This window comes from Tardiphaga sp. 813_E8_N1_3, assembly GCF_051811025.1.
In the GTDB taxonomy this organism is placed as follows: domain Bacteria; phylum Pseudomonadota; class Alphaproteobacteria; order Rhizobiales; family Xanthobacteraceae; genus Tardiphaga.
In genome coordinates this window covers 1317140-1328635 of sequence record NZ_JBPWQE010000001.1, presented here as the reverse complement: position 1 = coordinate 1328635, position 11496 = coordinate 1317140, and the positions used below count along the sequence as shown (strand labels likewise).

At 62.9% G+C, this 11496-nt stretch carries 11 protein-coding genes; 1 reads left to right on the top strand and 10 read right to left on the bottom strand.

Annotated elements, in window-relative coordinates; all coding sequences use genetic code 11:
* Positions 1 to 9: 9 nt before the first annotated feature.
* The 5 genes from AB8A33_RS06240 to AB8A33_RS06220 are packed head-to-tail and all read right to left on the bottom strand — an operon-like array spanning position 10 to position 5768.
* Complete coding sequence (locus AB8A33_RS06240; protein ID WP_439091978.1) at positions 10 to 1038, bottom strand: ABC transporter substrate-binding protein; 1029 nt, start codon at positions 1036 to 1038, stop codon at positions 10 to 12.
* Positions 1039 to 1090: 52 nt separating this feature from the next.
* On the bottom strand, positions 1091 to 2095 hold the full coding sequence (locus AB8A33_RS06235) for an amidohydrolase family protein (protein WP_439091977.1): 1005 nt from the start codon (positions 2093 to 2095) through the stop codon (positions 1091 to 1093).
* A gap of 9 nt (positions 2096 to 2104) precedes the next feature.
* Positions 2105 to 4399 carry a xanthine dehydrogenase family protein molybdopterin-binding subunit gene (locus tag AB8A33_RS06230; RefSeq protein WP_439091976.1) on the bottom strand — a complete coding sequence of 765 codons (2295 nt, stop codon included), beginning with the start codon at positions 4397 to 4399 and terminating at the stop codon, positions 2105 to 2107.
* Positions 4396 to 4893 (bottom strand): (2Fe-2S)-binding protein, encoded by a 498-nt coding sequence (locus AB8A33_RS06225; protein ID WP_439091975.1) that lies wholly within the window; start codon positions 4891 to 4893, stop codon positions 4396 to 4398. The genes AB8A33_RS06230 and AB8A33_RS06225 overlap by 4 nt, the downstream gene beginning before the upstream one ends.
* Entirely contained in the window at positions 4890 to 5768 is an 879-nt protein-coding gene (locus AB8A33_RS06220; RefSeq protein WP_439091974.1) for an FAD binding domain-containing protein, read from the bottom strand. Before AB8A33_RS06220 ends, AB8A33_RS06225 begins: the two co-directional genes overlap by 4 nt.
* 141 nt (positions 5769 to 5909) lie before the next feature.
* Here AB8A33_RS06220 and AB8A33_RS06215 point away from each other — a divergent pair, with 141 nt between their 5' ends.
* Entirely contained in the window at positions 5910 to 6716 is an 807-nt protein-coding gene (locus AB8A33_RS06215) for an IclR family transcriptional regulator (protein WP_439091973.1), read from the top strand.
* Positions 6717 to 6738: 22 nt separating this feature from the next.
* Here AB8A33_RS06215 and AB8A33_RS06210 read toward each other — a convergent pair whose 3' ends face one another.
* The 5 genes from AB8A33_RS06210 to AB8A33_RS06190 are packed head-to-tail and all read right to left on the bottom strand — an operon-like array spanning position 6739 to position 11492.
* Positions 6739 to 8190 carry an aldehyde dehydrogenase gene (locus AB8A33_RS06210; RefSeq protein WP_439091972.1) on the bottom strand — a complete coding sequence of 484 codons (1452 nt, stop codon included), beginning with the start codon at positions 8188 to 8190 and terminating at the stop codon, positions 6739 to 6741.
* 33 nt (positions 8191 to 8223) lie between these two features.
* Positions 8224 to 8946 (bottom strand): ABC transporter ATP-binding protein, encoded by a 723-nt coding sequence (locus AB8A33_RS06205; protein ID WP_439091971.1) that lies wholly within the window; start codon positions 8944 to 8946, stop codon positions 8224 to 8226.
* On the bottom strand, positions 8939 to 9682 hold the full coding sequence (locus tag AB8A33_RS06200; protein ID WP_439091970.1) for an ABC transporter ATP-binding protein: 744 nt from the start codon (positions 9680 to 9682) through the stop codon (positions 8939 to 8941). The genes AB8A33_RS06205 and AB8A33_RS06200 overlap by 8 nt, the downstream gene beginning before the upstream one ends.
* Positions 9679 to 10626: a branched-chain amino acid ABC transporter permease gene (locus tag AB8A33_RS06195; protein ID WP_439091969.1), complete on the bottom strand. Its 948-nt coding sequence runs from the start codon at positions 10624 to 10626 to the stop codon at positions 9679 to 9681. The genes AB8A33_RS06200 and AB8A33_RS06195 overlap by 4 nt, the downstream gene beginning before the upstream one ends.
* On the bottom strand, positions 10623 to 11492 hold the full coding sequence (locus AB8A33_RS06190; RefSeq protein ID WP_439091968.1) for a branched-chain amino acid ABC transporter permease: 870 nt from the start codon (positions 11490 to 11492) through the stop codon (positions 10623 to 10625). Before AB8A33_RS06190 ends, AB8A33_RS06195 begins: the two co-directional genes overlap by 4 nt.
* Between the last annotated feature and the right edge of the window lie 4 nt (positions 11493 to 11496).

Sequence of the window (11496 nt, the reverse complement as noted above, 5' to 3'; positions counted from 1 at the left end):
TACACCGTTTCACTTGGGCCGCGCGAACGGCCCCAGGACCGGCTTCAGTGCATCGACATAGGACATGTCGACAACCTTGGCTGCCTCGATATCGCTGGTAACCAGCCCGCGCGACTTGAAATAAGCGAGATCGGTTTCGACGCTTGGAAGATTGATCTGGCCGTCGGGATCGATAAACACCGGCACGATCTGATGCAGCAGCGCCGTGTCCTTGATCCCCGTCATCTCGGCGATGTCCTTGATCATGTCTTCAGCGCCGGGCCCCGCGATCTTGCCGTCCTTCAGCGTCGCGGCATAGGCGCGCACGCCGCGTAGATAGGCCTTGAGAAACGCCGTCACCGTCTTGCGGTCCTCGGCAAACTTGCCATTGATCAACAGCATGGCCGTCTGTTGCACCGGATAGAAATCGTCGAGGCCGACGAAGCGCACAGCGACATTGTTACGCACCATCGCCGTCACGCCCGGCTCCGCCGAAATCGCGGCGTCGATCGCCTTGTTGGCGAAGGCGGTGAGATGCTGCGGGAACGGAAGGAAGACCTTTTCGATATCCTCGTCCTTTAGCCCGGCCTTCTTCAGCGCCTGATTGATGACGGATTCATCGGCCGCGCCATTGGCGATGATCGCGACCTTCTTGCCCTTGAGATCCGCAAGCGACTTGAACGCACCTGACTCGATCAGATCCTTGCGCACCATCAGCGCCTTGTAGCTATAGCCCGCGATATTGGTGCCCTTGTCGGCTACCATCTTCAGCTTGAGGCCGCGATTGACGGCATTATAAAGCCCGGCGGAGGCCGCGCCTGCCGATGCGTCGAGATCACCCGCGCCGAGCGGCGCAACCATCTTGGCGCCGGAGTCGAACGGTATCAATTCGACCTTGACACCCTCTTCCTTGAAGTAGCCGCGCTTCTCGGCGAGGAACAGACCGATATCCGATGACAGATTGGTCGTCCCGACCTTGACCGTCTTCATCTCCTGGGCGTTCGCAAGACCTGGCATCGACATCGCAACACCGGCGGCAACAAGCAGACGTTTCAGCATGATCGGTCCTCTTTATTTCGCATGAAAGTGATACAGCAGAACGTGCCGCAGCTCAGGGCAAACGTGGAAACAGACGCCTCGGATTGGTTTCAGTAATCAGTTCGATATCGGCAGCGGAAAAACCCGCCGCCTTGACGCTGGCGAGGGGATCGCGATCTGCCGGCGGGAAGGACTCGTCAGTACCGAGCGCCACGCGTTCGATGCCCACGGTATCGGCGAGGAACCGCAATGCCTTCGGCGCATGAACGATACTGTCATAGCCGATGCGCGAGGCGTAGACCGACGGGTCGCATTGAGCGACATCGCCCTGTCCCGCGCGATCCATCCGCGCATGCATTACGTCGAAACGGCCGAGCAGATAAGGAAATGTGCCGCCGCCATGGCTGAGGACGATCGAGAGCCCCGGGAAGCGATCGAGCACACCTGAGAAGATGATCGAACCGATACCGAGCGTGGTATCGAATGTGTATTGGGCAATCTGCGTCAGCGCGAATTTTGCGGCGCGTGGCGCGGCATCCACCAGCACGGGATGCAGGATAACTGGCAGCCCCAGGGCTTCCACCCTGGCCCAGAACGGATCGAGCGGCTTCTCGCCGATATTGACGCCTTCAACATTGGCCGGGACCATGACAGCAACAGCGCCAAGGCCAACGGCGCGATCGAGCTCGGCCGCGGCATCGGCGGCGTCGACCAGCGGCACCGATGCGACAAAGGAAAAGCGGTCGCTGTTCGTATGGCACCACTCGCCCAGCGTATCGTTGAGCATGCGGTGCCAATGCGCACAGGCATCTTTCGCCAGACCGTAGCCGTAGATATCCGGCCAAGTGGCCACCAGCTGCCGGTCGAGACCCTGGCGATCGAGGCTGGCGCGGCGCTGCTCAACCGGCTCGACCAGTTGCGGAAAGAACTGCCGAACCCGGAAGCCGTAGTCGAAGCCGAGGGCCGGCGGCTTGCCATTCCCTGATGGCAGCAGCCTGACGCCGCAATAGGCGCCACGGCCTTCGATCGCAGACAGCAGCTGCGGCGGCACATAATGGGCATGGATATCGATCGGCACAATCAGTCCCTATGCGGCGTTCGTTGCGCGCCTGCGCGCATCTTTGATGAGGCGCCACAGACGCGGCGGCGTCAGCGGCAGGTGATAAATTTCCACATTCAGCGGCGCCAGCGCTGCTGCGACCGCATTAGCCGTCGCTGCGGCCACAGCGACGATGCCACCCTCGCCCGCGCCCTTGGCACCCAGCGGATTGCTCGGCGATGGCCGCAGCTCCAGTGTCACCGCCCGCAGCACTGGAAAGTCGCTCGCGGTCGGCACCAGATAATCGGCCAGAGAGGCGTTCAAGAGCTGTCCCTGATCGTCATAGATCAGATGATCGAGGAAAACGCCACCCAGTCCCTGCACGATAGCGCCGATCGCCTGTCCGTGCACGATGGCCGGATTGATGGCCCGACCGACATCTTCGACTGCGATGTAATCGAGAACTTTCACCGCGCCAGTACGTGGATCGACGGTGACATGCGCCGCATGGGTGCCGTAGCTATAGGTGCGCACATCGTTGGCGAATGTGCCCTCTGCCCGCAATTCGCTACCGACTGCGAGCGCGGCGAGCGACACCGACGCGCCGTTATCGGCGACGACGTTCGCATTCACGATCTTCAATTCGCTGTTCGGCCTGCCCAGGTGATTGGACGCTTGCTCGAGGATCTTCTCGCTGAGCCGGGTGGCTGCATCGAGCACGGCCGAACCGCCCATCACCACCGCACGCGAATGATAGGTACCGAAGCCTTCATCGAGCAGCGTGGTCGAGCCATGCAGCACGCGGATGCGATCGAACGGGATCGACAGCGTATCCGACGCGATCTGGCCGAGCACCGTCTCCAGACCCTGCCCCAGCACCGATGAGCCGACGGCCACCGTCAGCGAGCCGTCCTTTTCGAGGGTGAGCGCGGCGTTCTCCTTCGGGCCGGCTCCGCCGCTTTCGACGAAACAGCCGAGCCCGATGCCATGACGTACGCCATCTATCAGTTTACCCTGCAGATGACGTTTCTCGTGCCAGCCGATCTCCTTCAAGGCACGCTCGAAGACCTCGACATAGTCGCCGGTGTCGTAGGAGGTCGGCCCCTCATAGGGTACGAGCCCATCGATCGGATAAGGCAATTCCTGTTCGGTGATCAGGTTCTTGCGCCGGAATTCCACGACGTCGATGCCGAGATCCATGGCGGCCATGTCGATCAACCGCTCGCGAAAGAAATTCGCCTCGAAGCGGCCCGGCCCGCGATAGGTGCCGACCGGCGTCTTGCTGGTCATGAAGGCTTCGACCGACACACTGACATGGGGAATGCGGTAAGGGCCGGGCAGAAACTGCGCCGCCTTGGCCGGCACCACGCCGCCATTGGTGCGGATATAGGCGCCCATATCGGCGAATACCCGGCCGCGCAAACCCAGCATCATTCCGTCGCTGCGGCAGGCGAGCGACAATTCACAAGCGATATCGCGTGAGTGATTGATCGCCATCAGATGCTCGCGGCGATCCTCGATGCATTTGACCGGACGTGCCAGTTTACGGGCCGCGAAGGGGATCAGGAAATCCTCGGGATAGAATTCGCCGCGTACACCGAAGCCGCCGCCGACATCGATCTCGATCAGATCGATGTCATCCTCGCGAAGACCCAGCATCTGCGCCAGCGCGCGGCGATTATAGAACGTGACCTTTGTCGCGCCTGTGACGACGAGCCGACCGGCCGATGAATTCCATTCTGCGAGGAGGCCCCGCGTCTCCATCGGCAGCGCCGTGTGGCGCTGCACGCTGAAGCGCTCGGTGCGCACATAGTCCGCCGACGCGAAGGCCGCATCGGCATCGCCAAACCCGGCATCGTAGCGCAGCGCAACGTTGTCTTCGGCGAAGTCGAACAGCGGGGTTTCACTTGCGCCGCGCTCTGTGACTGCGGACAGCGCTTCAAATTCGATACCGATCGTCTCCAACGCATCCTCGGCCAAAGCACGACTGTCGGCGACGACGACCGCGATGGGCTCGCCGACATAGCGCACCTTGTCGCTTGCGATGACAGGCTGACGAAACGGTTCGAACTCAGGCAGCGGCGCCAGGCGAAGCGGGATGACGGGAATATCGCCATCAACGTCGCGGGCCGTGAGCACGGCGTGAATGCCCGGCATGGCCAGCGCAGCCGATGCATCGATCGCAATGATCCGCGCATGCGCGATCGGGCTGCGCAGGATCGCGGCATGCAGCATGCCTTCGACGGCAAGATCGTCAGCAAAATTGCCGGATCCCGACAGGAAGCGCGCATCCTCCATGCGCTCGACCGCGCTGCCGACCAGGAGTTTGGCGACATCGCTCATTGCGCCGCCTCACATTGCACGTCGCTATAGGCAATGCGGGCTTCCATGATCGCCGCGATGATCGGCAGATAACCGGTGCAGCGACATAGGTTTCCGGAAATCACCTCGCGGATGCGGTCCTCGTCCGCGTGCGGCTCATCGGTCAGCAATGCATGGGCAGTCGTGAGGATGCCGGCGGTGCAGAAGCCGCATTGCAAAGCGTGATGCTTGCGGAACGCAAGCTGCAACGCACCGAGATGCGCGGCGCTGCCAAGACCCTCGACGGTGGTTATCTCGCGCCCTTCTGCCTGGGCTGCCAGCATCAGGCAGCCGCGCATAGCGGCGCCATCGACGATGACCGTGCAGGCACCGCAGACACCGTGCTCGCAACCCAGATGCGTGCCGGTCAGACGCAATTCGTTGCGCAGCGCATCCGCCAGCGTGGTGCGCGGCTCAACCGTGATGGTCGTTTGCGTGCCGTTGACGGTCAAACGGACGGGGCGCACCGATATCATGCAGCCTCCGGCAAAGTGATGTCGGCCGCACGCGCCAGAGCCCGCTCCAGCAACACGCCGAGAAGGTCGCGGCGATAGGCAGCCTCCGCGTGGATATCATCGGCAGGATCGACCGCTTCACGCGCGGCAGCAGCGGCTCGTAAAATCACGTCGGCATCGATCCGGCGGCCATCGAGAATGGCCTCGACACCGGGCAGCCGCATCGGACGATCGGCAACGCCGATCACCCCTATATGCGCATTATACGCCAGGCCCTGCGCGTCGATGTCGTAAAATGCTGCAACACCCGCCAGCGCAAAATCTCCGCGGCGGCGTGCGAATTCCTCGAAGGCCCAGCGCCGCGCCTTCTTCCAGAGCGGCAGGCGTATGCTGGTCAAGATTTCGTCGGCCCCCAGAACCGTGCTGAGGCCGCCGGTGATGAATTCATCTGCGCGCACGATGCGGGTCCCGGTCGATCCGACGATCGTCAGCATCACATCGCAGGTCACCGCAATGCCCGGCATCTCGGCGGCCGGATCGGCATGGGCCATGCTCCCGCCGACGGTGCCGCGGTTACGGATCTGGTAATGCGCGACATGGGCGATGGCCGCCGCCAGTAGCGGATGCGCCTGTGCGAGCCGCGCATCACGCTCGATATCCCGCCAGGTCACGAGGGCGCCAAAGTCGATGCCCTCAGCGGAAATACTGATACTTCTGAGATCTGGCAGCCGTCCGATATCGACCAACACGCTTGGCGCCGCCAGCCGGAAAGCAAGCATCGGCATCAGGCTCTGCCCACCCGCGATCACCTTGGCATTGCCGCCATGAGCCGCGAGCGCAGCAATCGCCTCGGGCAGCGTGACAGGGCAAATATAGTCCAGCGGCGGAAGCTTCATGGGCTGATTTGCTACTTCTCAATTGCTGAGAACACTATCTTATCTTATAAGAAGGCACGCGTACGGCAATGTTTGTTGGTGCGCAAATGATATCCACATGCTGCCGTTTCCATTGGCAAGCATTATCGAATGGAGGTTCCGTTGGCCATCAAGAGAGCCGCAACTGCGTCGAAACGCGTCGACCAGACGGACCGTCCTGCTGCTGCAGATGGCAGTTCGCGAAAGATACTTCGCGCCCTGCTGGCCTTCTCCACCGATCGCCCGCGGCATTCCGCAGAAAGCCTGTCTGAACAGATCGGGGTGCCACTGTCGTCGACCTATCGGTACATTGGCATATTGCGCGAAGCCGACCTCATCGACGAAGACGGCCGCGGCTCGTTTGTGCTCGCGCCGCGCGTCATCGGCCTGGCTCAGGCGGCCCGAGCCGGTACCGATCTCGCCTCCATTGCGCGCCCCTTCATGAAGCGCGTCTCTCAGGAGGTCGGAGAGACCATCATCCTGCTGCGCCGATCGGCCGATCGCGCCGTGTGTATCGAGCGCGCCGAATCGTCGTCACGCATTCGCCTGACCTTCGAGGTCGGAACGGCCTTGCCGCTGCACCGCGGTGCAGGCCCGAAGATGCTGCTCGCGCATATGCCCGAAGCTGAATGCGACACAATCCTCGACGACGCCGTTCGGCGCGATCCCGGCTTCGCACCGCATCGCAGGCTGCTGGTGCGCGAGCTCGCCGTGATCCGCGAGCAGGGATGGTCGGAGTCGCGCGCGGAAATCACACCGCATGTTTATGCCGTCTCCGTTCCCGTCCGCGATTCCAGTGGCGTGATCGCCGCGATTTCTTTCGTGACACCGGCGTTCCGCACGCCGAAAGCCAGCCAAATCAAGCTGCGTGAACATCTGCAGCATGCAGCCACGGGTATTAGCAAGGCTTACGCGGCCGTCACCCTCTGACGCCCGCGTTTAACGGACACGATCAGATCGGATAATGCTGCGGACCAGTCTCAATGGTGATCCAGCGCAGTTCGGTGAATTCGGCGATGCCAGCCTTGCCGCCGAACCGACCGTAGCCCGACGCCTTCACCCCGCCGAACGGCATCTGCGCCTCGTCATGCACAGTCGCGCCGTTAATGTGGCAGATTCCAGACTCGATCCGCTTGGCGACATCCAGCGCGCGGGCGATATCGCGGCCGAACACCGCTGCCGATAGCCCGTATTCGGTATCGTTGGCCACCCGCACGGCTTCCTCGACACCATCGACACGCACCACGCTGACAATCGGGCCGAACGATTCCTCATTATAGATGCGCATCGCCGAGGTGACGTGATCGAGCACTGTAGCCGACATCAGCGTGCCATCGACGCTGCCGCCGGCCACGACGCGCGCGCCCTTGGCCACCGCATCCTTGATCAGCGCCTGCATGCGATCCGCAGCATCCTTGCCTATCAGTGAACCGAGCGGTGTATCGCCCTTGCGGGGATCGCCGGCGACAAGATGACCCGCCTTGGCCGCGAGCTTGGCCACGAAGGTGTCGGCGATCTTCTGATCGACAACAAGCCGCTCGGTGGACATGCAGATCTGCCCCTGATTCATGAATGCGCCAAAGGCAGCGGCCGCCACTGCTGCATCAAGATCCGCATCGTCGAGCACCACCAACGGCGCCTTGCCGCCGAGTTCAAGCAGTACTGGCTTGAGATATTTGGCGGCGGTCTCTGCGATGATGCGGCCGACGCGGGTCGAACCGGTAAAGTTGATCCGGCGCACGGCAGGATGCGAGATCAGTGCATCGATCAGCGCGGGCGCATCTTCCGGCGCATTGGTGATGACGTTGAGCACGCCGGGTGGCAGGCCAGCCTCGCGCAGGCACTCGCCGATCAACCGATGCGTGCCAGGGCAGATTTCGGAGGCCTTCAGGATGACCGTATTGCCACAGGCCAGCGGCAGAGCCACGGCGCGGGTGCCGAGAATAACCGGCGCATTCCACGGCGCGATGCTGAGCACAACGCCCGCGGGCTGGCGGATCGCCATCGAGATGCAGCCGGGCTTGTCGGAGGGAATGACCTCGCCCGCAATCTGCGTGGTCATCGCCGCAGCCTCCCGCAGCATGTTGGACGCGAGATGAACATTGAAGCCGGCCCAGCCGGCAGTTGCGCCGGTTTCCGTCGCCATCAGCTTGATAAAATCGGGCGCCTTGCTGGCGAGAATATCAGCGGCCTTCAGCAGGATGGCACGACGTGCGCCAGGACCGGTCGCCGACCACGTAGGGAAGGCAGCGGCCGCTGCATCGGCGGCGCGCTTGGCATCGGCGACCTGCGCAGCAGCAGCGCGCGAGGCGATGTCACCGGTCATCGGATTAAGACGATCGAAAGTCGCGCCGTCGATGGCCTGCACATCCTGGTTCTCGAGCAGCAGATTGATCTGGTTCATGACGGTATCCTCCGTTGAATGTTTCTTGAATGATCAGGCGGCACCACTGGCGAGTCCGCCGAGATAGGCGCGGCGCACCGCGTCGTCGGATTGCAGGGCCGCAGCGGTGCCGCTGCCGGTGATCCTGCCGTTCTCGATCAGGTAGCCGCGATCGGCGATAGCGAGACTTTCGCGGGCGTTCTGCTCCACCAGCAGCAGACCCACTCCCGTGTCGCGGACCTTGCGCAATGCCGCGAACAGCTCGCGCACCAGCAACGGCGACAGGCCGAGCGACGGTTCGTCGAGCAGAAGGATGTCGGGATTGGACATCAGTGCGCGGCCAATGGCGACCATCTGCTGCTCGCCGCCGCTCATGGTACGCACCGTCTGCGCCAAGCGTTCGCCAAGCCGCGGAAACAGCGTCATCACCTTGGCACGCTGCGCTGCCTCGACCGCCCGCGCACGCTTTGGATTGGCGCCGAGCAACAGGTTTTCGGCCACGGTCAACTCGCCGAATACACCGCGCCCTTCCGGTACCAGCGCGAGCCCGGCTTCCACGATCTCATGAGGCGGCAGACGGGACAGATCACGACCGGCGAGTTTGACGATCTTGGCTGGTGACGGCAGCAAGCCGGCAATGGCCTTGAGCAACGATGACTTGCCGGCGCCATTGGCGCCGAGAATGACAATGATCTCGCCGCGCTCGACATGGAGCGCCGCATCGCTCAACGCGTGATGCTGGCCATAGGTGACGCTGATGTTGGAGACCTCAAGCATCCGCCGGCACTCCCAGATAGGCTTCGATCACCGCGGGGTCGCCCAGCACAGCAGCTACAGGCCCTTCTGCAATCTTGCGGCCACTGCTCATCACGACGCAGCGATCGCAGAGCGAACGGATCGCATCCATCACGTGCTCGACCAGCAGGATCGACAGCCCCTCCTGTTTGAGCGATCGGATCAGCTCGATCCCGATCAGCAATTCGGACGGGTTCAGACCGGCGAGCCATTCGTCGAGCAGCAGCAGGCGCGGCTGCAGCGCCAGCGCGCGTGCCAGTTCGAGCCGCTTGCGGTCGATATAAGTGAGCTCCGATGCGGGCCGTCCGGCAAAGCCGGCGAGACCGACCCGCGCGAGCAGGCCGGCCGCAGCCGCCACCTTCGCGTCGCGTGCAAGCGGCGCATGATGAAAGGCCAGCCCGGCCTCAACATTCTCGCCGCAGGTCATGCCGTCGAGCACGCGCACCAGCTGGAACGTGCGCGCGAGACCGAGACGCGCGATGCGATGGGTCGGCCAGCCCGCGATATCGTGGCCGGCGAAGGCAATCACGCCGGCATTCGGCGACAGCACGCCGGAGATCAGGTTGAGCGCCGTCGTTTTGCCGGACCCGTTGGGACCGAGCAGGCCGACGATCTCGCCAGCATGGACCGTAAGATCGATGCCGTTGACGGCGATGAGACCGCCAAAGGCGCGAGTCAGACCTTCGATGCGAAGCACTGGCGTTGCACTGGCGGTCATGCCTGTGCTCCCCGCACGTTCGAGGCTGAGGGTCGCCAGGCTTTCAACTTCTCCCAGAGGCCGACCACACCTGATGGCAGCGCGTAGACGATGAGCAGAAACACCACGCCCATAATGAGCGTCGATGTGCTGGGGAAGCGCGCGGACAGAAAGTCGAACAGCAGCGTCAGCGGAATGGCGCCGAGCGCCGGGCCCCACAGCCGATGGGCGCCGCCGAGCAGTGCCATGATCACCACTTCAAACGAGATCGTGGCGTTGAAGGCGATCGACGGCTCGATATAGGTGAAGCGCGGCGCCATGACCGCACCGACCAGCGTCATGACGGTGGCCGAGATGGTGAACAGCGCGACCTTGGCAATAGTGACGTTGATGCCGCAATGCCGCGCCACGGTCTCGTCTTCGCCGATAATCCGCAGCGCAAAGCCGAAGCGCGAGCGGGCGATTAGCCAGCCGGTTCCGAACACGATGACGGCAAGCGCCAGCAGCTGCCAGTAAATGTCGTTCTGAGTAATATCGACAAAGACGTAACGCCCAAGCACGCGGGTCTTGTTGACCTCGTACCAGACCACGATCTGGCGCACGAGTTCGGCGAGACCGAAGGTGAAGATGACGAAATGCACGCCGCTCAGTCGCAGCGTCGACAGGCCGACGATGACAGCCATGACCGCGCCGATCGCAGCCGCTATCAGCAGCACCAGCGACCACGGCAATTGTTCGCCCAGAACGGCGACGGTGTATGCGCCGACACCGAAGAAGGCTGTGGTCGCCAGCGACACATAGCGCGTCGGGCCCGAAAACATGCCCCATGCCGTCGCCAGCACCGTGAATTGCAACAGACTGATCGCGAGCGCGAGGTGATAGGCGTCGACAATCATCGGGACGAATGCGAGCGCAACGACGGCTGCGAGACAGATCGCACCGGTGGTCATTTGGGTACGGCTCATCGCTGCGCCCTTCCGAAGATGCCGGCCGGCTTCACCAGCAGCACGCCGAGGAACAGCGCGAAATTCACTGCCAATGTCAGCCCGGGATCGATGAAGGTCGCCACCAGCGCTTCGCTCAATCCCAGCGCCAGCCCGGCGACGAGACAGCCCAGCAGATTGCCGACGCCGCCCATCACGACCACGATCAGCGCCTTCATGGTGAACACCACGCCGGAGGTGGCGCTGAAGGTCAGAAACATGCTGATCAGCACGCCGGCAGACGCCACCAGCGCGCCGCCGAGCGCAAAGGCCAGCGCCGATGTCCTGGTCACGTCGATGGCGACGAGCTGCGCCGCAATGGGATCAACGGCCACGGCACGGATCGAGGTGCCGATCCGCGTACGGGTCAACGTGAGATAGAGCGCCAGACCAACGATGACCGCGAGGCCGAAAGCAATCAGGCGATTGAGCGCCAATACTTCGCCGACGATCTTCACAGGAATGGCGAGGAACGAATAGCTGAAGTACGCGCCACCGAACATGGTCAGCATGATGCCCTGCACGATGAACATCATGCCGAAGGTCGCCAAGATACTATCGACCTCAAGGGCGTCGCGGGTGCGCGCGCGGCGCACGAGCGGCGTGAGCAACACGCGGTACAAGAGATAGCTGATGCCGAAACTGACCGGAATGACAAACGCCAGTCCTGCGAGCGGATTGAGCGCCCAGCCGGTGAATAGCCAATAGGACGCAAAGGCCGCGCCGATCAGGAACTCGCCATAGGACAGGTTCATGATCCGCGCCACGCCATATTGCAGGGTCAGCCCCATGGCGATCAGCGCATACATGCCGCCCAGCACGAGGCCGGTGAGAACCGCGTTTGTCATTCTG

What these genes read in the sequence shown, in the direction of transcription:
- AB8A33_RS06240 (WP_439091978.1), bottom strand. Translation starts at nt 1,038, where the DNA reads ATGCTGAAACGTCTGCTTGTTGCCGCCGGTGTTGCGATGTCGATGCCA.
- AB8A33_RS06230 (WP_439091976.1), bottom strand. Translation starts at nt 4,399, where the DNA reads ATGAGCGATGTCGCCAAACTCCTGGTCGGCAGCGCGGTCGAGCGCATG.
- AB8A33_RS06225 (WP_439091975.1), bottom strand. Translation starts at nt 4,893, where the DNA reads ATGATATCGGTGCGCCCCGTCCGTTTGACCGTCAACGGCACGCAAACG.
- AB8A33_RS06220 (WP_439091974.1), bottom strand. Translation starts at nt 5,768, where the DNA reads ATGAAGCTTCCGCCGCTGGACTATATTTGCCCTGTCACGCTGCCCGAG.
- AB8A33_RS06210 (WP_439091972.1), bottom strand. Translation starts at nt 8,190, where the DNA reads ATGAACCAGATCAATCTGCTGCTCGAGAACCAGGATGTGCAGGCCATC.
- AB8A33_RS06205 (WP_439091971.1), bottom strand. Translation starts at nt 8,946, where the DNA reads ATGCTTGAGGTCTCCAACATCAGCGTCACCTATGGCCAGCATCACGCG.
- AB8A33_RS06200 (WP_439091970.1), bottom strand. Translation starts at nt 9,682, where the DNA reads ATGACCGCCAGTGCAACGCCAGTGCTTCGCATCGAAGGTCTGACTCGC.
- AB8A33_RS06195 (WP_439091969.1), bottom strand. Translation starts at nt 10,626, where the DNA reads ATGAGCCGTACCCAAATGACCACCGGTGCGATCTGTCTCGCAGCCGTC.
- AB8A33_RS06190 (WP_439091968.1), bottom strand. Translation starts at nt 11,492, where the DNA reads ATGACAAACGCGGTTCTCACCGGCCTCGTGCTGGGCGGCATGTATGCG.